Origin of the sequence: Microvirga brassicacearum (assembly GCF_008757455.1) — a bacterium.
Lineage (GTDB): Bacteria > Pseudomonadota > Alphaproteobacteria > Rhizobiales > Beijerinckiaceae > Microvirga > Microvirga brassicacearum.
The window spans coordinates 80,027-105,297 of record NZ_VCMV01000015.1 but is presented as its reverse complement, the minus strand read 5'-3'; the positions used below and the strand labels follow the sequence as shown (position 1 = coordinate 105,297).

Here is a 25,271-nt window from a genome sequence, read left to right as displayed (position 1 = left end):
CAGGCCTGGCAGTGCTCTATCGCTACGGTCCGAGCCGTGATCGAGCGCAATGGCGTTGGGTCACTCCTGGCGGCCTTGTCGCGGCGCTTCTCTGGGGAGCAGTGTCCGTCCTCTTCTCTTGGTATGTCGCCAATTTCGGAAGCTATAACGAGACCTACGGCTCGTTGGGGGCGGTGATTGGTTTCATGACCTGGATATGGGCATCCGCCATCGTGGTTCTCTTGGGAGCCGAACTCAACGCGGAGGCAGAGCATCAGACCACTGACGACACGACCGATGGCCCGCGAAGCCCTATGGGAACGCGCGGAGCGGTCATGGCTGACACGGTTGGAGTAAGAAAGCAGTAGACTTGGCGGAGTTGTCCCTCGGTTCACAAGTCCTTTTGCGCCGGAAATGGCCGGAAAAGACCTCCTGTCGCAACGATGCGACGGTGCTTAGTTAGAACCGCATCGCTCGCTGTTCTTTCCCCGATCGACAAGGACTTTCTCATGGCGGGATTCGCCACCTCGCGGCCACCTTAATTGAGCAGCGCCGTGAGCGCTTCGGCGTCGGGCAACAGCGCTCCACGATTAAGTCAGGCCGAGGTCAAGGTCGCGACGGCAGCGGCTCGCGACGTGCATCCGGAACACTCGATGGGCTCGTCGCGCAAGAGCTCCGCATGGCTTTGCGCATCCCCACAGGATCGAGAGCCAGGGTATACATCAACTGCACTATCTCGGCGCCGATTGGGTTGCCAGGGTCGGCCGGAAGGATCAGTCTCTCGTCAGAAGGCCCGACGCCGCATGCCAGGCGGTTCCCTGTTCGCCCAGCAACGGAGTCTTTCGCCGCCGCCCTGCTCCGCCACCAAGCCTTCCATCATGTTTGAGGAGGCTGTCACAGGACCCAGGCCATGACTTTGATCCAGCGCAACCAGAACAGAGAGGCAGGTCGGATCACACTTAGAAGACGAAGGCCACCACTACGAGGCCACCAAGGACTATCAGGACAAGGCCAGCAATCAACATCGGGAGCAAAGTGTTGCCAGAATCCCGCGATGGATCCGTGAACGTGATTGGTCGGTTCTTGTCGTCGGGATCAATCATATATCTCACTCCTCTAGGGACTAATGAACGTAGCACGCCCTCGCTGTGGTCATCAGTGAGGTGTGTGTAAGGTTCGGGTACTTCCGAACATGGGGGAACTTCTTCGCCTCGGACGAGGATCAGGGTTGCAGCGGACCATCGTTGGCGAACGTTTCGCATCCCCAAGCGCTTGGCACACAGGACAGGTGTGGTCGGAAAGAGGCCTGCAAACTGGTGTTCTCTACTCCCGCCGTCACTCGGCTTACCCGGCCTTCTTGCCGAGATCACACAAGGTGCTGAGCCATAACTTGCGCTTGGCGTCGCCCATCTTTTCGATCATGCCGATGAGCGTGTGCCGGTTCGGGCCAATGCCGACCAGGGAAAGGATGCTGCGTTTGAGGCTCCTAAGGCTGTGTGCGCCGAAATACCACCGAAACGCAAATGCCGGCATGCCCATGGTGATGACGATCCGGGAGGATCGCCCCCTGAGGGCTGATTTCCAGCTCGCCTCGGGTCCAGCCCCGCCCGTCGTGAAGACCGAGCGAAAGGTCTGCTCGAGGAATCCTTTCAGGATCGCCGGCATGCCGCCAAGCCAGAGAGGATAGATGATGACTAAATGTTCGGCCCAAGCCAACGCCTGCTGCCCCTCTGCGATTGCTGAGGGTGGCGGAGCCTTGTCCCAGTCATCTTTCGAGCGCAGGAGCGGGAAGTCGAGTTCGGCCACCGGGATAAGCCGAACCTCGTGCCCTTCTTCGGCAGCCCCTTGAGCGTACGCGTCGGCGAGGGCGTGGCAGAAGTGTCGGGCGTCTGAAGTCGGATGACCTTGGATTATGGTGATGCGTGTCATACGGGCCTGTAGGAACAATTTACGGCTCAATGCGCCAAGAGCATCGGCAGATCCGAGATAGTCAGCATGTCCAGGGTCGCGCCGCCGAAGACCTGTTCCCGCAGGCGGGTATGGCCGTAGCCTCCCATGATGACGAGATCAGCGGATATGGAGCCCGCTTCGTCGAGGACCACGTCCGCCACCCGGCGGCCGTGGCTTGCAGCAGAGACGATCTCCGCCGCCACCCCATGGCGGGCAAGGTGCCCCTCAATGTCAGATCCGGTCGCGGCACCCGGCTGAGGATCGATCATGAGAACGACGGTGCGGGTTGCGTTCTCGATGAAGCTCAATCCTTCGCTCAAGGCTCGGGCGGCCTCGCGGCTGCCGTTCCAGGCCACCAGAACCGTCTGAACCGGTCGCGGCCGACGATGACCCGGCGGGACGATCAGGAGACCGCGGCCGCCGCCGAAGAGAACCGATTCAACAAGATCCAGCCAGACAGGCGTGTCGCCAGCCCCGCAGGGGCGTGTGGCGACGAACAGGTCAGCGTAGCGGGCCAGCTCCGCCATCTTGATCGACATGGAGCCGAAGGTTCCGTCGAAGCGGCGCAGCTCGGCTTCAACCTGAAGCGCGGTGAGCCGCTCCGTCAGACGCTTAGCCGTGGCATCACCATCCTTCCGGGCTTGCTCTTCCAACTCGCTAACGACTTGCACGACGGCGGCAGCGCCGCCATCAAAAGGCATGGCGATCGACAGGTCGGGCAGAAGATTGGTGAAAGCGCCGATCAGGTGAGCCTGCCCGGCGGACGCGATCGCTTGGCCGTACTCGAGTCGGATCTCATCCTCGAGGCTTCCGTCAAGATGCACCATGACATCCTTGATCATCGCGTTCTCCCTCTGCCTGCCTAAGCGAGAAACTTGGGCGCCGAGCCACCAATCTCGACCGTGTTGTAGTCGAAATCGGGATGGATGCTTTGATCCAGCGCAACGCATTGAGCGAGGGCGCCTGTCATTGTAGGGCAATTCCCGATTCTTTGATAAGGGTGCAAGCCTTGGACGCTATGATGGCACCGAGATTCTTCGGCTTGATGCGCGCGATTTTTTCGTCGCCGCATGAACGGTCACGGAATCCCACCGTCGGCAATCTTCAGTTCCGGGACAATCAATTCGAGCCGTTCGTCAAAAATCCACTTGGTGAATTTACGAAGAGCGGACTCACCCGCCGTCGTGCAGGTGTGTGCCATCCGTCGGGTTTATGGGAGAGTAATGGGTGGTGCGGATTCGACCCTTGTTCGCGATCATTCGCCGTCCGCAACCGGGACACTTGCAGGCACTGGCAAGACCGCGCGGCATCTCCGAGATGTGCACGAAGCTACCCTCTCCTCCGCTATCTCCGGTTTGCGAGCACGAGGCGGAAGCCGCGCAATCCTCGATCGTGACATGAGTCGCTGGATTACATCGTGAACTGCTTTCACTACGTGGGTCCGTGCGCTGTTCCGGGGGGTAGGAGGGCTTACGCCTCGCAGACGCTGCAGAAGGATATTCTCGCCGGACCGCTTCGACGATATCGGCCCACGACGCGAACTTCGCGGCTACGGGCCGGTAGCCAGACCAACCGCTACCAAGCCATGACCAAGGTGAACGTCGCCCTTGGTGTCGAATGGTCTGTCGGATTTTCTGAACTGGATGGGTACATTGTCTCGCATCGGCTGTACCAGGTTTGGAGCCAAGATTCGTGAATGCACCCCTCATTGATCGCGAGCTGGGGAGTTGGATGGGAGAGTTTGATTTTGTGATAGTCGGCGCGGGGTCGGCGGGTTGTGTGTTGGCCAATCGTCTGTCGAAAGGCGCGCGATACCGCGTACTGGTTCTTGAGGCAGGGGGCAGCGATCGCAACTTCTGGGTTCGCATGCCCATTGGCTACGGCAAGACGTTTTATGATGGCCGCCTTAATTGGAAGTACATGACCGAGCCCGATCCGGGTATAGCGGGTCGACGGAGCTATTGGCCGCGCGGAAAGGTTCTGGGCGGATCGAGCTCAATCAACGCAATGGTCTTCATCCGTGGCCAAGCGGAAGACTTTGACCAATGGGCAGCGCTCGGCAATCCCGGGTGGGGTTATCCGGATGTCCTGCCGTACTTCCAGCGCGCCGAAAACAACACGGCCGGCGGCAACGATTGGCGTGGCACAGGCGGGCCTCTGCAAGTGAGCGATGTCGCCAAGAACGTACACCCGCTGTGCAAGACCTATATCGCTGCGGGAATCGAGGCCGGCCTCCCCTTCAACCCAGATTTCAACGGCGCATCCCAGGAAGGTGTCGGACTTTACCAGATCACGATCAAAAAGGGTGTCAGGGCGTCCGCCGCCACGGCCTATCTTCGACCGGCAATGAAGCGGTCGAACCTGCGCGTCGAGACCAACGCGCACGTGACGCGCCTGCTCTTTGAGGGAGGTCGCGCGACCGGCGTCGAATATCGGCGAGCAGGTGAGAAATACACCGTTCGCGCAACTCGCGAGATCATACTCTGCGCGGGTGCCGTCAACACACCCCAGATCCTGCAACTCTCAGGGGTCGGCGCCGGCCACTTGCTCCGTGAGCTGGGGATACCCGTCGTGCACGAGTCACCGCAGGTCGGGCAGAATCTTCAGGACCATGTGGGAGTCGATTATATCTACCGCTCGCGCGAGCCGACGCTCAACAACATCCTTCGTCCCTGGTGGGGTCGCATGATGGTAGGCTCGCGGTATCTCGCGCTCCGCGACGGTCCCCTCTCCCTGAGCGTCAACCAGGGCGGCGGCTTCTTTCGCAGCAATTCTCGCCTCGCCCGCCCGAATATGCAGCTCTACTTCTCGCCATTGAGCTACATCAAGGCGCCGCCTGGTCAACGTCCGCTCATGAGTCCCGACCCTTATCCCGGCTTCATGATAGGGATCTCGAATTGCCATCCGACCAGCCGGGGGCGCCTTGAAATTCGTTCAGCGGACCCTTTCGAAGCGCCCCGCATTCAACCAAACTATCTCTCGACCGAGCAGGATCTGGAGGAGATGCTGGAGGGCGTCCGCTTTCTCCGGAGACTTGCCGCGACCGAGTCGATGGCGCGTCTTATCGCCGAAGAGCTGACACCGGGGCCGGCGATCGCGACGCGTGATGAGCTTATGGACGACATCAGACAACGCGCCGGCTCGGTCTTTCATCCTTCGGGTACCTGCGCCATGGGGCCGGATCCCGTGAAGTCGGTTGTCGATCCACGCCTGCGCGTTCATGGTCTTGCTGGCCTTCGTGTGGTCGATGCATCCATCTTCCCCCGTGTGACATCGGGTAACATCAACGCCCCGACTATCATGGTGGGCGAACGCGCCGCAGACTTCATTCTGGAGGATGCGCGAAGGGCTTAGCCGTTCACCACGGTTTTTCCCGAAAGGCTTTCGAGAACCTCCCCCAATATCTCTATGCCAGGGGCGATTTGTCGGGGCCGGATGCCGCTGAAACCGAGAACAAGTCCTTTCGTGGAGATCGGATCGATGCAGAAACGCCCGATAGGAGCGACCGTAATGCCCCGCGCCTCGGCCCTGGTGGCGACTTCCACCTCGTCGACACCATGGGGAAGAACCCCGACAGTCTGAAGCCCCGTATTGGTCACCTTGACGTCGAGGAGACCTGAGAGCCGCCTTTGCGCCGCTTCCACGAAGATGTCGTGTCGTTCCGCGTAGATCTTGCGCATCCGGCGAACATGGCTCGCGAAGTGACCCTCCTGAATAAAGTTTGCCACGATCGCCTGCAGATTGGCTGGCGCACCGTTCAGAATGGCTCCGGCAATCCGGTTGAATATGCCCACCAGTTCCGGTGGCACCACCACATAACCCAGGCGTAGAGCGGGGAACAACGATTTGCTGAACGTCCCGACATAGATCACGCGCCCGGCAGCATCGATGCTCTTGAGCGTCGGAAGCGGTCGGCCGGAATAATAAAAGTCCCCGTCGTAATCGTCCTCGATGATCCATGCACCGGCCCGCTCTGCGGCGCGCAGAAGTTCAAACCGGCGCGTCAGGCTCATATTGACCCCGAGCGGATGCTGGTGCGACGGCGTTACGAATGCCAGGCGGAAATTTGGCGCCATGCGCAGTCCCTCCGCCACGTCGATTCCGTCCGAGTCAATGGAAAGCGGAACCAAACGCGCACCGCAGGAGATCAGCGCATTGCGGGCGCCGATGGCCCCGGGATTCTCAAACCACACCTTGTCGCCGGGGTCGATCAGAGTATTGCCGATCCGGTGAAAGGCTTCCTGCGCACCGTTGACGATAAAAATCTCTTCCGCCCGACAGATCACGCCGCGGTTCGTGCGCAAGTGAGCGGCAATTGCACCGCGCAGCACCATGGAGCCTCCCGCTTCCGGATAACCGAGCACGATATTTCGCGGCTCGCGCCAGTATTTCGCGCTCAGACGCGCCCAGACGGCCATTGGAAATTCATCGAAGGCCGGCATGCCGGTCGTGAAGGCCCGCGGTTCCACAGGGTGGGACAGGCGTTGAAAAAACTGCTCCGATGCACCTGCCATCAGGCGGGCCAGACGTGTCGATTGTCGTGCTGCCGCAGCCGATGGTTCCGGATCGGCAGGGATTGGCCTGCTCGCGGTCAGTTCCTCGCTCACATATGCGCCGGCGCCAACCCGTGACGTGATCAGTCGTTCGGTAGCCAATTGTTCGTAGACACCGATCGCGGTCGTCCGTGAGATATCGAGGTCGTTGGCGAGCGTGCGGCTGGAGGGAAGTCTCTGGCCCGGTTCGATGGCACTGGACAAGATCAACTCTCGCAGCGCGCAACAAAGTTGTGTGCCGATGGGGATGCGCGAACTTCGATCTATTGTCAGAGCCTGCAGCAATGCCCCGCCAGAGCGCTTCGTCATGTGGTGCATTCTCCGATCGATGCCTTTGGGGGGAGTTTGCCTGATGTCGCCGCCGATTGGCACCAAAATTTATCCAAAATGGACCTAACGTCCAAACCAGTTCGATAGCGATATCAATCCAACCACAAGGGATTGGTGGCGCTTCGCGCGAGCGGCGACGTTCCGTCGCCGTCCATGAGGGTGTTTCCAACGCTCACGCGAGCCAGTTGCCAATGAAGGACGCGGCATGAAGATCAAGCGTATCGAGACATTCTGTAACCGCTTTGTCGGGTTCGTTCGGATCACTGATGAGACGGGCAAACAGGGGTGGGGACAGGTCTCAAGCTACCAGTCGGACATCAGCGCCGAAGTGCTCCATCGGCAGGTTGCTCCGTGGTCCCTCGGGGTGGAGTTCGACGACCTCGACGACCTTCTCGACACCATTGCCGAGCGCGAACATAAGTTTCCCGGTTCCTATCTCTGCCGCGCGATGGGGGGAATCGATACCGCGATTTGGGATTTGCGCGGCAAGGCGGAAGGCAAGCCAGTCGTCGAACTGCTTGGTGGCAAGATCGGCAAGTTACGCGCCTACGCATCGTCAATGAAACGCGACGTGACGCCCGCCGAAGAGCTCCTTCGCTTCCAGCGCCTTCGTGACGAGAAGGGCTTCGACGCATTCAAGTTCCGCATCGGCGCGGAATGCGGACGCGATGTCGACGAGTGGCCGGGGCGCACCGAGGAGATCGTTCGGACCATTCGCGAAGGGCTGGGTGGGGGTGTTGCACTGCTTGTCGACGCCAATAGCGGCTTTTCGCCTAAACGAGCGATCGAGGTTGGCGCACTGCTCCTTGACAATGACGTCTCCCATTTTGAGGAGCCCTGCCCTTATTGGGAACTGGAGCAGACGCAGCAGGTGCGCGAGGCCCTTTCCATCGACGTGACCGGCGGCGAGCAGGATTGCGACCTCGCGACCTGGCGCAGAATGATTGCCATGCGGGCCGTCGATATCGTCCAGCCCGACATTTGCTATCTCGGCGGCATTGCGCGTACGTTGCGTGTCGTTCGCATGGCAGAGGCGGCAGGCCTCCCGGTCACGCCTCATTGCGCCAATCTCTCGCTGGTGACGCTGTTCACCATGCACCTGCTCGGCGCCATCCCCAATGGGGGCAAATATCTCGAGTTCTCCATCGAAGGCGCTGATTACTATCCTTGGCAGGACGATCTCTTCCGCAACTCTCCCTACGAGATCGACGACGGCCACGTCACGCTGAGCAGTGAACCCGGCTGGGGCGTCGAAATCGCCCCTTCGTGGCTCGAGAAATCCGCATATCAAGTCAGCGATCAGGTCTGACATGAGCACCGACGCGGACCTCCTCGCAGCGGAGTATTTCAGGACCGGCACACTCGGCGGACTTCCGGACCGGCACTTCATCGACGGTCAGTGGCAGGCCTCTGCGTCAGGCGACAAAATGGAAACCTTCGATCCCGGTTTGGGACGCGCGTTCCATTCCTTCGCGGCCGGCGGCCAGAGCGATGTCGAAGCTGCTGTCGAGGCGGCAAGGCGCGCCCTCGGTGGGCCCTGGCGCAGATTGAGGCCGGAGGAACGAGGCGCAATTCTGGCCCGCGCCGCGGCCCTGATCCGGGAAAACTCTTCCCGCCTGTCCGTCATAGAATGTCTCGACAGCGGCAAGCCGCTGCAGGAAGCCGAGAGCGATGTGGCAGGGGCGGCCCGATGCTTCGAATTCTATGCAGGCGCAGCGGACAAAGACATCGCGGACAGCTTCCCCCTCGGCCCCGACTACCTGGGTTACACCGTCAATGAACCCGTTGGAGTTACCGCACACATCATCCCGTGGAATTTCCCGCTCTCGACGATCGCTCGCGGCATAGCTCCGGCATTAGCGGTCGGCTGCACCGTCGTCGCCAAGCCCGCAGAGCAAACGCCTCTCACGGCGTTGCTGCTCGCCGAGATCCTGCTCCAGGCTGGACTGCCTGCAGGCGTTTGCAACGTCGTCACCGGCACCGGAGCATCCGCGGGCGTTCCGCTCGTGTCTCACCGACACGTCCGGCACGTCACGTTCACCGGCTCGGTTCCTACAGGTGTGGCTGTGATGCAGGCTGCCGCCCGCAACATCACGAGCGTGGTTCTCGAACTCGGCGGCAAGTCGCCAATCCTTGTCATGGCCGATGCCGATCTCGATGCGGCTGTCGAGGGGGTCCTTGGCGGCATTTATGAGAATGCCGGCCAGATCTGCTCGGCAGGATCGAGACTCGTTGTCGAACGGGTGGTTCACGCGGAGATGGTCGGACGCCTTGCAGCCCGGGCACAGCAAATCACTTTGGGACACGGATTGCGGCGGCCCCAGATCGGACCCGTCAATTCGTTGGCACAACAGAACAAGATTGCAGATTACGTGAACGGGGCGAAATCGCGTGGCATCGTCGTCGCGGCGGGAGGATCATCCGCAACGGACGCGGAAACGGGGAAAGGCTGGTTCTACCGGCCGACCATTCTCGATCAGGTCCCCGCCGCTGACGCCGTCATTCAGGAAGAGATTTTCGGTCCGGTTCTCTCTATCCAGGTCGTGGAGGGAGAGGACGAGGCAGTCGCGGTCGCCAACGACACACCTTTCGGCCTCGTGGCGGGTATTTACACCCGGGACTTCGCCCGTGCGCATCGCATGGCGCGAGATATCGATGCCGGTCAGATTTACATCAATGAGTATTTCGCCGGTGGAATCCAGGTGCCGTTCGGCGGCAACAAGATGTCTGGATTCGGCCGGGAAAAGGGAATGGCGGCACTCCGCAGCTACAGCAAGATCAAGAGTGTGGCCGCCAGAATCAAAGACTAGACGACCGGTGCCCCGAGGGCGCCTCGCAATGACTGGAATTGGCAGTGCCCGGGGAAAGGTCCTGCATAGCAGAGGGAACGACCATGAAAAGAACTCGACTGAAGGGCCTGCTTGCGAGCGCGCTTGGCGCGACGATCCTCATGGGCCTCGCGCCGGCCGAGGCCAAGACGCTGCGGCTCCTGACATGGGGCAGCTATGCCCCGGACAAGGTGATTCAGTTGTTCGAGGCTCAATATCCGGACATCAAGGTCGATGTGACTTTCTCCAACAATGAAGAGATGATCGCAAAACTGCGCGCGACAGGTGGCGCTGGCTACGACCTGGCTCAGCCCGGATTCAATCGTGTTGCCTCTGCCCAGCTGGAGTTCGACATCTACAAGCCCATGGACCTGTCGAAGATCACTCCAGGTCGTATCGATCCACTCCTCATGGAGCGTACCGCGACCGAAACCACAGTCGACGGAAAGGTCTATTCCGTGCCCCATTTTTGGGGGACTTCGGGCCTCATGATCGACAAGACGAAGGCCCCGAGCGTTTCGGGATGGGATGACCTTTGCGATCCGCAGTACAAGGGTCGAACCTCCATGCGCCTTAAGCGGACAATCCTGCTCGGCACCGCTTTTGCCATGGGCAAGGATCCCTTCGCGGCGTACGGCGATCTCGGCGCCTACCAGAAAATTCTGGATGACGTGACGGCGAAACTGATTGCCTGCAAGGACAATGTAAAGGCTTACTGGCAGGGGGGGGACGACCTGACCACGCTCATGCTGTCCGGGGAGGTGGTTGCGGCGGAGACCTGGGATTCCACGGCCTTCCGCCTGTTCAAGCACAATCCCAATATCGTTTACGTCCCGCCCAAGACAGGCGCGCACGCCTGGATCGATACCTTCACGTTGCCCCGCAAGGGCGAAGCGGATGATGCTGCCTACAAGTGGATCAATTTCGTCATGCAGCCCGAGATCGTCACGATGATGTCGGCCACCAGTGGAGCCATCGTGGCGACAAAGGATGGAATGGCGCTGCTTCCCGAAGACATGAGAAAGGCCGTTCAGGCCGCCATCACGGAAAAGGATGTCGAGAAGTTCAGGTTTGCGCCTGGTGTACCGCCCGGCATCGAGGATCTCGAAGGCAAGGCGCTCGAACGCATCAAGGCAGCTTCATCCAAGTAGACGATGGAACTCCTCGGCGTGGCTCGAAGCCGGAGCCACGCTGGTCATTCTGCAGATCACTCGGTTTGCGAAGCCCGCGCCTACAGAATTGGTCTGCAAGCTTATCGAAAATGGATCTGTTTGCCTGACCATTTCACAAGCTTAGTTCATGGGCTCGGCTTGCCGGTAAAGGACGTTCGACAGAAATCGTCCAGCCGCGCCATCCGGACGCCGAAATTACCGCCAGGCCAGACTGGCGAAGGGGAGAACCAGCATGACGAAACCCGGACTCAAATATTTCCTTGCGAGCGCACTTGGCGCAACATTCCTGATCGGCACCGCGTCGGCTCAAGCGGAGACCCTGCGGCTCCTGACCTGGGGGAGCTACGCCCCCGAGAAGGTCATCGAACTCTTCGAGAAAAAGTATCCAGATATCAAGGTGCAGGTCACTTTCTCCAACAACGAGGAGATGATCGCCAAACTCCGGGCGACCGGCGGAGCGGGCTATGACGTCGCGCAGCCCAGTCACGACCGCATCAGTGCCGTGCAAAAGGAGTACGGCATCTACAAGCCGATGGATCTGTCGAAGATCAATACCGGGGTGATGGCCCCGAACTTGCTGGACGCGGTGAAAGCCAACACCACGATCGATGGCGGCGTCTACGCGGTTCCTCATCATTGGGGAACATCCGGCATCATGGTCGACAAGACGAAGGCCCCCAACGCCAAAGGATGGGCCGATCTTTGCGATCCGCAATACAAGGGCCGCACGTCGATGCGGCTGAGGCGGACCATTCTGCTCGGGACGGCGTTCTCGCTGGGCAAGGACCCCTTCGCGGCGTACGCCAACCTCGGAGAATACCAGAAGATCCTCGACGAGGTCACCGCGAAGCTGATCGCGTGCAAGAGCAACATCAAGGCCTACTGGAACAGCGGCGACGATCTTTCGGCTCTGATGCTGTCGGGCGAAGTGGTCGTGTCCGAAACATGGGACTCAACCGCCTACAAACTTGCAGGGCAGAACAGCAATATCCTCTATGTACCGCCGTCAACCGGTGCGCTTACCTGGATCGACACCTTCGCACTCCCCAAGAAGGGCGAAGCGGACGCCGCCGCCTACAAGTGGATCAATTTCGTGCTGCAGCCCGAGATCGTAACGCTCATGTCGGCGAAGTCCGGCTCGATGGCCGCAGTCAAAGGGGCGATCGATCTGCTGCCGGACGACAAGAAGGCGGCAGCCAAGGCGGCGTTTACGGACAAAGATCTGGCGAACCTCAAGTTTTTCGCGAATATTCCTCCGGGTATCGAGGACATGGAGGGTAAGGCCCTGGAACGCATCAAGGCTGCCTCCAACTAAGACCATTCTTGAAAGGCGGGATGGGCCGGGCTCATCCCGCCGTTATTTTGCGGATCACCCAGCATGTATGACTTGCAGTGCGAGAATCTGACCAAGCGCTTTGGAGCCTTCACGGCTGTGGACGGCGTTTCCCTCGAAATCCCGGGAGGATCCTTCTTCTCGATCCTTGGACCTTCGGGCTGCGGCAAGACCACCCTGATGCGGATGATCGCCGGGTTCGAGGACCCGAGTTCCGGCGACATCAAGATCAAGGGACGTTCGGTGCTCGGATCCCCTCCCAACAAGCGCAATGTCAAGATGGTGTTCCAGCATCTGGCCTTGTTTCCCATGATGAACGTGGGCGAAAACATCGCCTACGGCTTGCGCTGTCGCGGCGCCTCCAAGGCTGACATCACCCGCAAGGTCGGTGCAGTTCTGGAACGGATTGGGCTGCCCGACGTCGCGCAGAAGCAGATCCATCAGCTCTCCGGTGGTCAGAAGCAGCGTATTGCCATCGCGCGTTGCATGGTGCTCGAGCCGGATGTTCTCCTGCTGGACGAACCTCTCGGCGCGCTTGATCTCAAGCTCCGCGAGCGGATGAAGATCGAATTGAAGCTGCTCCAGCACCAGTTCGACACGACATTTCTCTACATCACGCACGATCAATCGGAAGCACTGGTCATGTCCGATCACGTGGCGGTGATGAATGCGGGCAAGTTCGAACAGATCGGCACGCCGCAGGAACTATACCACAACCCTCGCACTGCCTTCGTGGCAGGCTTCGTCGGCGACAGCAATCGCTGGCATGGAAAGGTGAATCGCATATCAAACGGGGAGGCCGAAATTGTCACGTCGGGCGGAGACACGATCGTAGCGAACTGTGGCGCGTCCGCCCTTTCCCCCGGTGACTCTGCCGAAATCTTTGTCCGGCCCGATTGCATCGCCTTCGGGGGCGTTCGTAGGGAAACGCAAAACACGCTCACGGGAACTGTCGATTCTCTCCTGTTCAATGGTGCGAACAGCCGCGCGCTGGTCCGGATCGACAGCCGGGAGTTGATCGAAGTCGCCATCAATGGTGTCGACCGCTCTTCGCCGATCAAGCCAGGCGATCCTGCGCATCTCAATTGGGCCTTCGCAGACACCCAATGCTTCCCGGCGAAGGAGCGCTAGAGCCGTGTTGCAAAAGGATGCGCAAAGACTGTCACTCCTTCTGTTGCTGACTCCATTTCTCCTTTGGATTCTTTTGCTCGTAGTGCTTCCGCAACTCGGCATCGTCGGCATTTCCCTGCGCGAGAAGGTTGGCCCGCGTCAGTTTACGTTCGGTCTCGCGAACTATCTCGCTTTCGTCCAGGAGCCGATTTACTGGAACACGCTTCTGCGGACCGCCGTCATGTCGATCCTGGTCACGTTTCTTGCGCTGCTGGTCGGATTTCCAGTTGCCTATTACATCGCTAAGATCGCCCCTTACCGCTCGCAGACTGCGCTGTTTCTGCTGTGCCTGGTACCGCTGTGGGTGAGCGATCTTGTGCGCGCATTCGGCTGGATCGTGCTTCTGAGAGAGACGGGCCTGATTTCGGGTGCTCTTCAGGCGATCGGCATCATCAAGGGACCGATCGAACTCCTCTACAACGACGCGACGGTGGTCGTCGGTCTCGTCTACACCGTAGTCCTGTTCATGATCGTTCCGCTCGTTTCGACTCTCAATGGCATGGACAACAGCTTGCTCGAGGCCGGCCACAATCTCGGTGGAAGCCGGATAACGGTCTTTCGGCGCATCGTTGTGCCATATGCGATGCCAGGCATCGTGGCCGGGTGCATCATCGTCTTCATGATGACCGCAGGAAGCTATCTCACACCAATCCTGTTGGGCGGCAAGAACAGCATGTGGTTCACCGAGCAGATCTACGACCAGTTCATAACCCGTTACAACTGGGAATCAGGTGCAACCTTCGGCGTGCTGCTGCTCGCATTCACTTCCTTTGTGGTCTGGCTCGGCTTGCGTCTGACAGGTCAGAAACTGGCCACAACGGTGGCAAAGGATTAGTCGCAAAATGAATGTAGCGGCACTGCAATCCCGGGCGTTCCGGCTGATCTACAAAGGTTACCTGGTCGCATTCTTCGCCTATCTGGCGGCCCCGCTCTTGGCCGCGGGCGTTTTTGCCTTCAACGATTCCCAGTTCCCTGCCCTGCCCTGGAACGGCTTCACGCTGGACTGGTTCTTCAGCGACACCGAACCAAAGATCGGAATGTTCCATGACCGGCGCCTGATGCGCGGGTTGCAGACATCCTTGTATGTCGGCATCATCGTGTCGGCGATGGCGGTTGCGGTCGGCACATGCAACGCCTTCCTCTTCGAGCGCAGGGATTTTCCGTTCAAAAGCGCCCTGTTTGTCCTCCTCGTGATCCCGTTGGTTATCCCGGGGGTCATCATCGGCATATCGGTTCTGGTCTTCGCGAGCATGATTGCGAATGGCGTCGAGCAAGCGCTTGGTCAGGATTGGTCGATCTTGCGCCCGGGCCTCACCCTGGTAATTCTCGGTCAGTTTTCCTTCCTGACAACTATTACCTCCCTCGTCATCGCAGCGCGTTTGAGAAAATTCGATATCTCGCTGGAGGAGGCTGCCCTAAATCTCGGTGCCAGCCGGCCGCGAGTGCTTGCCACGGTGACCCTGCCGTTTCTGGCGCCCGCTCTCACGGCGGCTTTCCTGGTCGCATTTCTCGTATCATTCGAGAATTTCAACACCACCCTAATGCTTGTTGGTTCCGATGCGCCACTGACAATCACGATGTACGATCGCATGGTGAAAGTAGGTTCAACGCCAGTTCTCAACGCCGTTTCCCTGTTCCTGATGGTTGGGTCCGGAATCCTTGCCTTGCTCAGCGTGGTTCTTCAACGCGACAAAGCACCCCCCGGTTCGGCGACTTGATCTGAGCCTCGCGATCTTAGCGGCAGCACCTTGTTCGAATCCGGCCGATGAAAGGAAATTGACCATGGAGGTCAAGACGAACGGCAACCTCTCGTTCTGGTTCGCCGATATGGGCGGTGTTCCGGACTACCGCGATCCGCTGCCTGGCGACCAGCACGTGGATGTCTGCATCGTTGGAGCCGGATTCACGGGACTCTGGACGGCCTACTATTTAAAGAAAGCCGACCCAAACCTTCGCGTTGTCGTGGTCGAGAGGGAGTTTGCGGGCTTTGGTGCATCCGGGCGCAATGGCGGGTTCCTCCAGGGTGGGATCAGTTGGTCGCGGGAGAAATATCTGAGCGGCTCCAGCCGGGCCGGCGTGATCGAGATGGACAGGATCATGCACGAAAGCGTGGAAGAGATTATCCGTGTGACGGAAGCGGAAGGGATCGACGCCGACGTTGTGCGTGTCGACAACCTCATGGTGGCGGCAACCCCCGCGCAATGGTCGCGCCTAAAAAAGAAGCACCGCTATTCTATCGATTGGCAGGTTCCCAACGAGCGTTTCGAGCTTCTCGGCCCAGATGAAACCAAGGTGCGCATCAGGGTCAAGAACGCGCTTGGCTCGATCGCCAGCAGTGGATCTGCGCGGGTCCAGCCGGCAAAGCTGGTGCGCGGTCTCGCGGCGGCCGTCGAGAGGCTGGGCGTCCCGATCTATGAACAGACGGGCGTTACGCTGATCGAATCGGGCCGGGTCACGACCTCTCGGGGAATCGTCCGGGCTGAGACCATCGTGCGTGCAACGGAAGGATTTACCGCCGGCATCTCTGGCCTTGAGCGCCTTTGGCTGCCACTGAATAGCGCCCTCATCATTACGGAGCCCCTTTCCGACAGCACGTGGGATGAGATCGGCTGGGCAGGAAACGAGCTTCTGGGGGACAACTCGCACGCGTATTGTTATGCCCAACGGACGCGCAAGGGGCGTATTGCGATGGGCGGACGAGGCGTTCCCTATCGGTTCGGCTCGCGGATCGATCAGCGCGGTCACACCCAGCACGAGACCATCCGCAAGCTGCACGAGATTCTAGTTCGTGTGCTTCCGCAGGCCCAAGCTGCACGGATCGATCATGCTTGGTGCGGTGTTCTTGGCGTGCCGCGCGATTGGTGCGCAACGGTCGGACTCGATTGGAAGACCGGAATTGGATGGGCCGGGGGTTACGTCGGCCGCGGAGTCTCGACGTCCAATCTCTCGGGGCGAACATTGTGCGACCTCATTTTGCGACGCGATAGCCGGCTCGTCCACCTGCCCTGGGTCAACCGGGAGGTCAAGCAGTGGGAACCCGAGCCCCTGCGCTGGTTGGGGGTGCACAGCATGTACCAGATGTATCAGTTCGCCGATCGCATCGAGGCACGCGGTGGAACACGGACATCATGGCTCGCGTCCGCCGCAAACCGACTGACGGGGCGCGCATAAAGAATTTTTACAGAGCCTTCCTCCCGAGGAAGTGGCTGCGCCGGAGAAATTCAAATGATCAATCTGCTTGGATACGGGGATCTCCACCACCGGGAACTCGGCCCCTATTCTGCTAAAAAGACCACATTGACACCCGGCCAGGTCGAGGCTGCCAGCACCCTGTGGCGCTCGGACGACGGCAGCGTTTCTGTCGGTGTCTGGGAGTGCACCCCGGGAACCTTTTCGGCCGTCCGGGATACGTCCTCCGAAATTTGCCACCTTATCTTTGGCCGCGCATCGCTGACCGGTGTAGATGGCTTCACATCAACTTACGGACCCGGCGACGTGATCATCCTGCCTCGTGGCTGGCGAGGTAAATGGACCATCATCGAACGGACCCGCAAGTTGTTATTTTATTTACGCGAACGCACCCGCTTCTGGCGATGGTAGCTCGTGACCGACAAGTGCAATCGAGCTGGAGCCGTGATGTCTGACATCAGCATGCTCCGTCCCAGCAGTCCCGTTCATTCGTAGCCTCCTATCGGAAGCGGTGAATCACAAATCGTCTAACTAGCAAACCACTTTAATGGGTCCGGACCGTGAATCCGTCTCGCAAAATTTGCTGGAAGGCGTGTAAGCTAAGCGGCCCACGGGGATGATTTCCCTAGCCTCTGGACGGTATGGGTTCCCCTCCCAATCGCCGAGCCATCTCTCAACAACCAGCCCAGCCGCCTCTATCATGGCTGCAAGCTCCTCCTGAAAGGTGTAGCGGATCTGCGCCGTTGCTGAGACCGTTTGGCCCGAGCCAAGAACCGTATAGCCATTCTCATAGGTCAATACGTTGTTGGTCTCATCGTAGGAAGGCTCATTCCAAGCCTCGATGGTACCCAGCTGCGGATCTTCGAGGCGATGCAGACTGTTGTGGCGGTTCCGTCCCTCCCAAGTCCTGAGCCTAGGATTGCGGCTATCGAAGATGAACCGCCCATCTGGATTGAGATGGGCTGAAATCGTCGCCAGAACAGCCTTCTGTTCCTCGTCACTCAGGAACACCTGGAACACATGGCCTGTGAGGACAATCAGATCAAAACGCTCCCCCAAACGGACAGAGCGTGTATCGGCCTGGACCCAAGCAACCTTGTCTCCTCCTGGACGCCGACGCGCGATATCCAGCATGGCGGCAGCAGGATCGACGCCTGTTACCTTCTGGTTCCGCGCAAGTGCGCTTGCCAATTGGCCTGTTCCGCAGCCTAGATCAAGGACCGAGATCGCATCGGATGCGAGGGAGACGCAATAGTCGAAGTCGACACCCCACTGGTTTGCCACATCATAGAACTGGGCGAGAGCTGGATCACGATAAAGCCGGTCGTCTGCAGGGTCGGTCATCCACCCGCGTCCTTCTAACGTGCACCACTTGGCGGATCGCTTCGAGCGACGGCGCTTCTTAGATACAGTACGTCTGCTGTTTGTCGGAAGACACGAGGATCGGACTCAAGGTCACACCGCCTTCTGCTTTGTAAAGAGCGATGTCAGCTTTCGCGAACAATTCCGACGGCGCGCAGACCAGGAACTGGCACCGGTTGGCGAGTTCGATCATGACGCCGACAATCGCCAAATAGCGCGTGCGCTCCCAAACGCGAGGAGAACTGCAAAGCGGCCCTTGTTCTTGTAGGCGGAAAAGGCAAGCTGGGTCATCAGGTCAGGAGTCGTCAGAGACATCGGGTTTTCCGTCCGGATCTAGAGCAGCCGTCACTTCATCCCGTGTCGCGGCGAATTCTGTCAACCCTTCAACACAAAAGACTCACGAGACAGCGTGATCCGTCGCCTGTGATCGTATCCGTCGCGGCCCGTCGGAGGCGCGAGCCCGCATAGCTAAAGAGTGAAATCCGGCATTCGATGATAAGCAGAAGGTGCGGCGACGGCGCGGCGGAATTCACTGGCGGCGAACTCTTTAAGCAGGCGGTTTTGATCGCGCCCCCCTACTTGAGGCTCGCGACCCCAATACAAGCCCGAACTCATCGAACTTCGGTGCATGTACGGTGCCCTGCGCGCGATAGATGCTTGACAGTTTGGCAATGCCGACAGCAAGAACTCTGATCACCCTCCTGATGGCAAGATCGATCATGAAGCGAGTTGCTGCTCTCGTAGCGGGCGTCACCCTGGTGTTGACTGCCCTCGCCTCCCAGGCACATGCGGAATCCTCGGGGATGCGCATCACGGGATTTGCTTCAAAACCCGAGCTGCGGCCGATCCTCGGCACTGCCTGGCGGATTTTTATCGATGGACCAATCGAACCCAATTCAGGGCGGAAGCTCGAGGAGTTCATCCAGTCCAAACAAGTCCCTGGCGAGTCACATGTCCTTTTGAATTCGCGGGGCGGAAACTTGTTCGGCGGGATGGAACTCGGTCGCGTCATTAGAAAGTACAATCTGCGGACCGACATCGGTCGACAAGGCAAAGCGGACCTTGCGGATTTGCCGTCGTCCGGGCCAGGCGAATGCCACAGCGCCTGCACCCTGGCATTTCTAGGAGGTCGCTTCCGCTACCTGAGGGACGATTCCCGGTTCGGGGTTCATCGCTTTTCGTACAAGACGAAGCAGGAAAATGAGACCGATCTCGCCCAGATCGCGTCCGCGGCAATCGTCGCGTACATCCGGGAAATGGATGTGGACCCCGATTTTTTCACGCTCTCCACCAAGGCCGGGCCGGAAGAGATCTATGAACCGACGAAGGCGGAATTGACGCGGCTGCGCGCCGTCAACTCAGGCTATGAACGCACGGTCTGGTCCCTCGAAAGCCGGGACGGATTCATCTACCTAAAGGGCGAGCGGGATACCGTCTTTGGCATCAACAAGTTCATGTTGAGCTGTCCCGAGGGAGAGCGGATGATGCTCATCGTCATCTTCGATCCGCAAGGGCGCGAGGAAGAGGCGATGTCACTTCAGGCTCACTCGTTGGTCGTCGATGGAGACGGAGAGGCGATCCGTCCCGCCGACAAGCAGATCGTGAATGGCTGGCTGAACGCGGCGTATTATCTGACCGCCCGCCAACTGGAGCGGATCGAGAAGGCTAGGACCGTGGGCGTGATGGTGCAAGGCACTTACAGCTCGCCTGTTTTCCTCGGCTTTGACGCTATGCCTTTCGAAGAGGGAGCGACCAAGCTCGCAGGGATCACAAAAACCTGTAACTCGCTAAAAAAGACGCCCCGCAAGCGGTAGAGAAGACGCGAGTGTACGGGCTTCTCGCGTCCGCATTGCCCTCGTCCGACCTCACGCAGAGAGGCAGGAACAATCCACCGGGCCCGAACACAGAATGGATATCGTTCAGCATCGAAGAACACGAGCAGGAATGACCCCGATCACCCGGCGACCCTAGGTCATGCACTTCGTCAAAGCCGCCGCCCGGCGGCGTGCTCCTGGGAGGCGTGCTATCGCGCGGTCAGGTCTATCCCTGCGCGATCCATTCCTCCTTGATCGGGTAAGCCAGCTTCAGAAAGGTCAGGTCTCAGGACTCCCATTCACCCACGCGTACCACACGCCTAGCGTTCAAACAGGGAAGTCGCATTTACCAAGAGGGATCGAGACTAGCGGCTTCCCTGCAGGACTTTTAGACGAGCCGCAAATTTTGGGACGGCGTGGCGCCGAGGTGGCTGGGCCATACGAGATGAAGACGCAGGCTGGCTTCATAACGGCCGGCAGCTTAAAACGCCACCGCGAGATGATCGCTTCGACTATTGTATTGGGTAGGATAACGGCGGCGGTCCATCAGAGTTATCGATAAGGCTCATCGAGACGAGAACGTTGCGCGAAGGGTCGACAATATTAAGTGCCCAACCGCTCCAATTCTGATCCGCTTCGTCGTCGCCCTCGCGCAATTCCTGAATGGCTTTCCATGCCGCAGCGCGGGCCACCTCAAGATCGGAAACTTCAATTCCCGAACCATCGCGGAGGGTCTCAAAAGCACCCACAAGATCAAAGTAACAGCGCATACCCAAAGCTCCCGGAGACCCCAATGGGCTGGTCATCTGGTCTCACGTTTCGGCAGAGTTTCCCGTGCTGAACGCGCGAAAGACCAGATCTCACGATAGATCGATTCATGGCCACCCGACCGCGCCGCGGGATTTGTAGTCCGCTCCCGGGACACCATTGAGAAAGCCATCGGAAAACGGCATCCCATCGCAGACCAGATCTAGAGCGCGCGTGGCTTCGCTCGGATCAAGGACGCCGTCCGCTACGTCGCGAAACGCCTTTGCCACGGCAACCATGTCGCAAGATTGCGGTGAAAGGCGGCACGAGGCGATGCCGAGCGCCGCAAGATCGGGGAGATATTCGATGAGATTGGCATAGGTCGATGAGAGAGTCTGGACGCCGTTGATGGAGAGAAAATGCTTGCCGTCCAGCGTATCGGTCGCCAGACCGTCGGGATCCTTCGCGCAGACGAATTGGCAATTGTCCTTCGTCAACTTGTGAAGACGCGCATGATAACATCGAGCTGAGATCGCGAGCGGCACCCGCCCAAACGCCCACACCTCCAACGCGACCTCGGGACAGGATTTCGCCAAGGACGCAATCGAGCTTGCCGGCAGCTCGGGCGAGAGGCAAACGCGGCGCGCCCCATAACCAGCCAGCCAGGCAAGGGCAGACTCGTTATATACGTTGACATAGGGGCCGATGGCGTGCGGCCGCCCTTCCAGATGGCTCAGCGCCGTAATGTCGTTTACCTCAACGAGGATATCAGACTCTCGCGCTAGTGATGCCGTCAGCTTGCGTTCCCGCTCGAGAGTGATGAGCGCGAGTGAACTCAGCAGTACCTCTTTGCCTGCGCCGATCAGTCGTTCCACTACTTCTGGAATGAAATCTTGGAAGAACGGCAATCGTTTCGAGCAGACGACCTCACCGACGCATACGGTATCTACCGGAGCTTCGTCCGCAATGCGGAAATGGAAATCACGCCATGTCGACGGCTCCCAGTTATACAGGACAGGCCCGAGCGTCAGTTTCATCATGGGTCTCCTCGCCGGTTCAGCGCCATGTCTTGCGGTAGGCGCCTACCGTGTTGCTCTGGCCTTCGCTCATGGGCTGGAGCGATCCCGATGGGATGGGACGCCCCTGCCCAAGCGCGCTCAATGCGTCACGAAAAGAGCGCACGACGTTCTCGATGTAGGCACGACTGCGTTGCCGTCCTTCGATCTTCAGCGCTGTCACACCTGCGTCTCGCAACCCCGGCAAGAGTGTCGCCGCGTCCAGGCTAACGGGGTCCTCAAAAACATACCCGGTCGAAAGTTTGGTTTTGAAACGTCCCTTGCAGAGAGTCGGATAAGCTGCCGCCTCCCCTTGGCCGAACTTGTTGATGGTGAAGCCACCCAGGCGGGACACGATCACCCCGTCCTCGTCGTCATAATCGACGTGGCTCGCGGGCGAGCAGACACCGTTCATGTTTGGCGACAGCCCGGTGGCGTAGGAGGAAAGGGAGCATCGTCCTTCCGCCATGACGCATAATCCTCCAAAGACGAAGACTTCAACTTCGCAGTCAGTGGCGCGCGTGATTGCAGCGATTTCGGGCAGGCTCAAAACGCGCGGCAGGACTACTCGCTTCACATTAAACTGTTCAACATAAAATCGGATTGCATCCGCATTGGCGGCGGCAGCCTGCACGGAGAGATGCAGGCGAGCTTTCGGATAGCTCTTAGCGGCATATGCCAGAAGCCCAATGTCGCAGACGATGAGCGCATCGGCACCGGCCTCGTTCGCATCGATCACTGCCTTGTGCCATAGCTCCGTCGCGCCGGCCCGCGGGAAAGTGTTGATCGCGACCAGAACCTTTGCACCATGCCGATGTGCGTAGGCCACGCCTTTTGCGAGTTCGTCGGCGCTGAAGTTCAGTCCCGGGAAATTGCGAGCATTGGTCTCGTTGCGAAATCCACAATAGACACCGTCCGCGCCCGCATCGACAGCAGCCCTCAGCGAGGCCGGCGTACCGGCGGGGCAGATTAATTCCATGGTGACCACTCCGGTCGCTGGCGACGACTACCTGTCGACGGCTCGCGCGCTTTCATTTGTCGATAACGGCGGAGAAGCGCTTCTCCAAGCGGGCCGAGCAGAGTAGCGCCCTCCCGCAGGACATCGACACCCGCATCGTCGATGGCGTTACGGAGCGCGAGAACAGCTTCGACGTCGCCATCGACCACGATCGTGCGCGAGAAGAACAGGGCGTCGCCGTCGTAAGTACCGTCCACAATGCCCAGCAGGGCGAGAAACGGACCGGAAATCCTGGCATCGAGTCCAGGAGGCATGGAACGTGTCGCGGTGATCATCGGCGTCGCCGGTGAGGTATCGAGGACAAAAGCGAAAGGTAGATCTGACGCGGCCAGCCCGTATCGCTTTCCCGCATAAGCACCAAGACGCTCGAACATACCGGAATGCTGGAGCAAAATGCGGCGCATCACGGCTGATAGTATCGGCTGCAGCGGCAGCAGCGGGAGCGGTCGCAACGCCAAGGATATGAGCGGCGGCAAGGTCGCAATGGACGAGTGCGGTGGTGGCATGTGAGATCCTTCGGCTTGCGTATACGGCACTCTGCCAAGCTTGAAGTTGTTCTGGCGCAACGACGGGCGCAGTTTGGTCCGGCATCGAAGGAGCCGGACCGAGGAGTGCCAATGCGCCGTGAGTTGCCCTTTTTTCCCGATCTTCGGGCCTTCGTTACCTACCTTGAGGCAGAGGGACAGCTTACTCGTATCGCCGAGCCCGTTTCGGTCGTGCACGAGGTCACTGAGATCCACCGGCGCGTCTTGCATGACCGCGGACCGGCTCTTTTGTTCGAGTGTCCTACACTGCCGGATGGTCGGCCGGCGGAGATACCAATTCTCGTTAACCTCTTTGGTACCGTTGAGCGCGTTGCATGGGGGCTCGGCGTCCAACCGGATGGCCTGCGTGACCTTGGGGAACTCCTCGCCGAATTGCGCGAGCCTCACCCACCACAAAGTCTCAGGGACGCTTGGAGAAAGTTTCCGCTCGCGCAGGCAGCGCTCACGATGCGCCCGCGGGAGGCGACTGCCGGCACGAGAATCGAGATGAAAGGCGACGCCATCGATCTCGGGCGGCTGCCGGCCCAGATTTGCTGGCCGGGGGAGCCCGCTCCGCTCATTACCTGGCCGCTTGTGATTACCCGGCCGCCCGACAGCATTCGCGTGGACGATTACAATGTCGGCGTCTACCGAATGCAAGTGCTCGGGAGAGACCGTGCCGTCATGCGCTGGCTCGCCCACAGGGGCGGAGCGCGTCATCATCATCAATGGAAAGCCGCCGATCGACCGATGCCTGTGGCGGTGGTGATCGGCGCGGATCCATCCACCATCCTGTCCGCTGTCCTTCCTTTGCCAGAGACAATGTCGGAATTGCGTTTCTCCGGACTCTTGCGTGGCAAGCGGCCGAGATTAATGCCGTGCGTGAGCGTACCCCTGGTCGTCCCCGCCGAGGCGGAGGTCGTGATCGAAGGCTTCGTGTCAGCCACGGAAACGGCGCCGGAAGGCCCTTTCGGTGATCATACGGGCTACTACAACGCCGTCGACCACTTCCCAGTGATGCAGGTGACTGCGGTTACGATGCGTCGAAATCCGATATACCTTTCGACTTTCACCGGCCGCGCACCGGACGAACCCTCTTGCATCGGTGAAGCGCTTAACGAACTGTTCGTTCCCATTCTGAAACGCCAGTTTCCAGAGGTGAAGGATGTCTGGCTGCCGCCAGTCGCCTGCTCCTACCGAATAGCTATTGTCTCGATCGCCAAGCGTTATCCCGGACAGGCTCGCCGAATGATGATGGGACTCTGGTCAATTCTCCCTCAATTCACTTATACGAAGCTGCTGGTTTTGGTTGACGACGACATTGATGTGCAATCTTGGGACGATGTGATGTGGGCTGTGGCGACACGATCCGATCCATCCCGGGATCTGGTGACCATTAGCGATACGCCGATCGACTACCTCGATTTCGCGTCACCCAAAGCTGGATTGGGCGGAAAGCTTGGGATCGACGCTACCAACAAACTCGGTTCCGAGACTGACCGTGAATGGGGGCGGGTTCTCAGCATGGATCCAGCCGTTTCGACGCGCGTCGACGCCATCTGGGAGCGGCTTGGACTTCCCCAGGCTGCCAGGGCCTGAGCAACCTCCTTTGCTTTTGATTTAACCCATCACCTTACGGCGATCGGTTCGAACGGAGTGTTTCATGAGGACGTTATCGCGGATCGTGATCGGAATCAGCGGCGCTTCAGGTGCTATGCTCGGCATCCGGATTGTTGAACTCCTCGCCACGTCAGGATGCGAAACGCATCTGGTCGTTTCCCAGGGGGCGGAACGAACGATCGCTCATGAGGCCGGTTCGGATGCGCTGCGGCGAATCCAGGATATGGCCGCGTACTGTCATTCCATCGACGATTTAGGCGCCACTATTGCCAGCGGGTCATTCAGGACATCAGGGATGATCGTTGCACCCTGTTCCATGCGAACTTTGTCGGCGATCGCGAGCAGCGGAGCTGACAACCTTCTCGTCCGCGCGGCCGACGTTCACCTCAAGGAGCGGCGGAAGCTCGTGCTCCTAACCCGGGAGACCCCGCTGCACCTGGGACACATCCGCGCCATGGCGGCGGCCTCCGAGATCGGAGCCATCATCGCTCCCCCGGTCCCAGCCTATTATCGTAAGCCTCAATCAGTCGCAGACATCATCGATCATACCGCTCGCCGGGCGATCGACCTGATCGGCCTGGACATCGGCGTCCTCGCCGAGCCATGGAGCGGAATTCGTTAGGTTCG

22 protein-coding genes are annotated in these 25,271 nt (G+C 59.5%); 14 read left to right on the top strand and 8 right to left on the bottom strand.

From position 1 onward, the window contains the following. On the top strand, positions 1-347 hold a 347-nt coding region (locus FEZ63_RS12380), incomplete at its 5' end, for a YihY/virulence factor BrkB family protein (protein ID WP_150944821.1). 976 nt (positions 348-1,323) lie between these two features. On the opposite strand, the gene FEZ63_RS12375 is transcribed toward FEZ63_RS12380, so the two are convergent. Both FEZ63_RS12375 and FEZ63_RS12370 read right to left on the bottom strand, forming a co-directional pair. Next, a complete protein-coding gene (locus tag FEZ63_RS12375; RefSeq protein WP_150944819.1) occupies positions 1,324-1,908 on the bottom strand; it encodes an NAD(P)H-dependent oxidoreductase in 585 nt (194 codons plus the stop codon). A gap of 26 nt (positions 1,909-1,934) precedes the next feature. Further along, positions 1,935-2,771 carry a universal stress protein gene (locus FEZ63_RS12370; protein WP_162419735.1) on the bottom strand — a complete coding sequence of 279 codons (837 nt, stop codon included), beginning with the start codon at positions 2,769-2,771 and terminating at the stop codon, positions 1,935-1,937. 889 nt (positions 2,772-3,660) lie between these two features. Here FEZ63_RS12370 and FEZ63_RS12365 point away from each other — a divergent pair. Then, positions 3,661-5,283: a GMC family oxidoreductase gene (locus FEZ63_RS12365; protein WP_150944848.1), complete on the top strand. Its 1,623-nt coding sequence runs from the start codon at positions 3,661-3,663 to the stop codon at positions 5,281-5,283. Here the strand turns inward: FEZ63_RS12365 and pdxR are convergent. Continuing rightward, complete coding sequence (gene pdxR, locus FEZ63_RS12360; RefSeq protein WP_150944815.1) at positions 5,280-6,791, bottom strand: MocR-like pyridoxine biosynthesis transcription factor PdxR; 1,512 nt, start codon at positions 6,789-6,791, stop codon at positions 5,280-5,282. The two genes, FEZ63_RS12365 and pdxR, sit on opposite strands and share 4 nt — an antisense overlap. Before the next feature lie 226 nt (positions 6,792-7,017). Here pdxR and FEZ63_RS12355 point away from each other — a divergent pair, with 226 nt between their 5' ends. From FEZ63_RS12355 to FEZ63_RS12315, 9 genes are all read left to right on the top strand, one after another. Then, complete coding sequence (locus tag FEZ63_RS12355) at positions 7,018-8,121, top strand: mandelate racemase/muconate lactonizing enzyme family protein (RefSeq protein WP_150944813.1); 1,104 nt, start codon at positions 7,018-7,020, stop codon at positions 8,119-8,121. Between the two features lies 1 nt (position 8,122). After that, the gene (locus FEZ63_RS12350) at positions 8,123-9,622 is read left to right on the top strand and encodes an aldehyde dehydrogenase family protein (protein ID WP_150944811.1); all 1,500 of its coding nucleotides are present in this window, start codon (positions 8,123-8,125) and stop codon (positions 9,620-9,622) included. An 83-nt stretch (positions 9,623-9,705) separates the two neighbouring features. Beyond that, positions 9,706-10,791 carry an extracellular solute-binding protein gene (locus tag FEZ63_RS12345; protein ID WP_150944809.1) on the top strand — a complete coding sequence of 362 codons (1,086 nt, stop codon included), beginning with the start codon at positions 9,706-9,708 and terminating at the stop codon, positions 10,789-10,791. A 253-nt stretch (positions 10,792-11,044) separates the two neighbouring features. After that, positions 11,045-12,127 carry an extracellular solute-binding protein gene (locus FEZ63_RS12340; protein WP_150944807.1) on the top strand — a complete coding sequence of 361 codons (1,083 nt, stop codon included), beginning with the start codon at positions 11,045-11,047 and terminating at the stop codon, positions 12,125-12,127. A gap of 63 nt (positions 12,128-12,190) precedes the next feature. Then, positions 12,191-13,276 carry an ABC transporter ATP-binding protein gene (locus FEZ63_RS12335; protein WP_150944804.1) on the top strand — a complete coding sequence of 362 codons (1,086 nt, stop codon included), beginning with the start codon at positions 12,191-12,193 and terminating at the stop codon, positions 13,274-13,276. An 82-nt stretch (positions 13,277-13,358) separates the two neighbouring features. Then, entirely contained in the window at positions 13,359-14,150 is a 792-nt protein-coding gene (locus FEZ63_RS12330) for an ABC transporter permease (protein ID WP_338042213.1), read from the top strand. A 7-nt stretch (positions 14,151-14,157) separates the two neighbouring features. Beyond that, positions 14,158-15,033 (top strand): ABC transporter permease, encoded by an 876-nt coding sequence (locus tag FEZ63_RS12325; protein WP_150944801.1) that lies wholly within the window; start codon positions 14,158-14,160, stop codon positions 15,031-15,033. 64 nt (positions 15,034-15,097) lie between these two features. After that, positions 15,098-16,486: an NAD(P)/FAD-dependent oxidoreductase gene (locus FEZ63_RS12320; protein ID WP_150944799.1), complete on the top strand. Its 1,389-nt coding sequence runs from the start codon at positions 15,098-15,100 to the stop codon at positions 16,484-16,486. A gap of 54 nt (positions 16,487-16,540) precedes the next feature. After that, positions 16,541-16,915, top strand: a complete 375-nt coding sequence (locus FEZ63_RS12315; protein ID WP_150944797.1) for a cupin domain-containing protein — start codon at positions 16,541-16,543, stop codon at positions 16,913-16,915. A gap of 120 nt (positions 16,916-17,035) precedes the next feature. On the opposite strand, the gene FEZ63_RS12310 is transcribed toward FEZ63_RS12315, so the two are convergent. Beyond that, positions 17,036-17,848, bottom strand: coding sequence for a class I SAM-dependent DNA methyltransferase (locus FEZ63_RS12310; RefSeq protein ID WP_150944794.1), 813 nt, complete (start codon positions 17,846-17,848; stop codon positions 17,036-17,038). Positions 17,849-18,585: 737 nt separating this feature from the next. Here FEZ63_RS12310 and FEZ63_RS12305 point away from each other — a divergent pair. After that, positions 18,586-19,680 (top strand): COG3904 family protein, encoded by a 1,095-nt coding sequence (locus tag FEZ63_RS12305; RefSeq protein ID WP_150944792.1) that lies wholly within the window; start codon positions 18,586-18,588, stop codon positions 19,678-19,680. A 512-nt stretch (positions 19,681-20,192) separates the two neighbouring features. On the opposite strand, the gene FEZ63_RS12300 is transcribed toward FEZ63_RS12305, so the two are convergent. From FEZ63_RS12300 to ubiT, 4 genes are all read right to left on the bottom strand, one after another. After that, on the bottom strand, positions 20,193-20,486 hold the full coding sequence (locus FEZ63_RS12300) for a DUF6894 family protein (RefSeq protein WP_244622776.1): 294 nt from the start codon (positions 20,484-20,486) through the stop codon (positions 20,193-20,195). A 69-nt stretch (positions 20,487-20,555) separates the two neighbouring features. Beyond that, complete coding sequence (gene ubiV / locus FEZ63_RS12295) at positions 20,556-21,464, bottom strand: ubiquinone anaerobic biosynthesis protein UbiV (protein ID WP_150944843.1); 909 nt, start codon at positions 21,462-21,464, stop codon at positions 20,556-20,558. Positions 21,465-21,483: 19 nt separating this feature from the next. Further along, positions 21,484-22,461: a ubiquinone anaerobic biosynthesis protein UbiU gene (gene ubiU / locus FEZ63_RS12290; protein ID WP_150944790.1), complete on the bottom strand. Its 978-nt coding sequence runs from the start codon at positions 22,459-22,461 to the stop codon at positions 21,484-21,486. Then, positions 22,452-23,006, bottom strand: a complete 555-nt coding sequence (gene ubiT / locus FEZ63_RS12285; RefSeq protein WP_150944788.1) for a ubiquinone anaerobic biosynthesis accessory factor UbiT — start codon at positions 23,004-23,006, stop codon at positions 22,452-22,454. The genes ubiU and ubiT overlap by 10 nt, the downstream gene beginning before the upstream one ends. Before the next feature lie 111 nt (positions 23,007-23,117). Here ubiT and FEZ63_RS12280 point away from each other — a divergent pair, with 111 nt between their 5' ends. Both FEZ63_RS12280 and FEZ63_RS12275 read left to right on the top strand, forming a co-directional pair. After that, entirely contained in the window at positions 23,118-24,623 is a 1,506-nt protein-coding gene (locus FEZ63_RS12280; protein WP_150944785.1) for a UbiD family decarboxylase, read from the top strand. A 64-nt stretch (positions 24,624-24,687) separates the two neighbouring features. After that, positions 24,688-25,266 carry a UbiX family flavin prenyltransferase gene (locus FEZ63_RS12275; RefSeq protein WP_150944783.1) on the top strand — a complete coding sequence of 193 codons (579 nt, stop codon included), beginning with the start codon at positions 24,688-24,690 and terminating at the stop codon, positions 25,264-25,266. Positions 25,267-25,271: the final 5 nt, after the last annotated feature.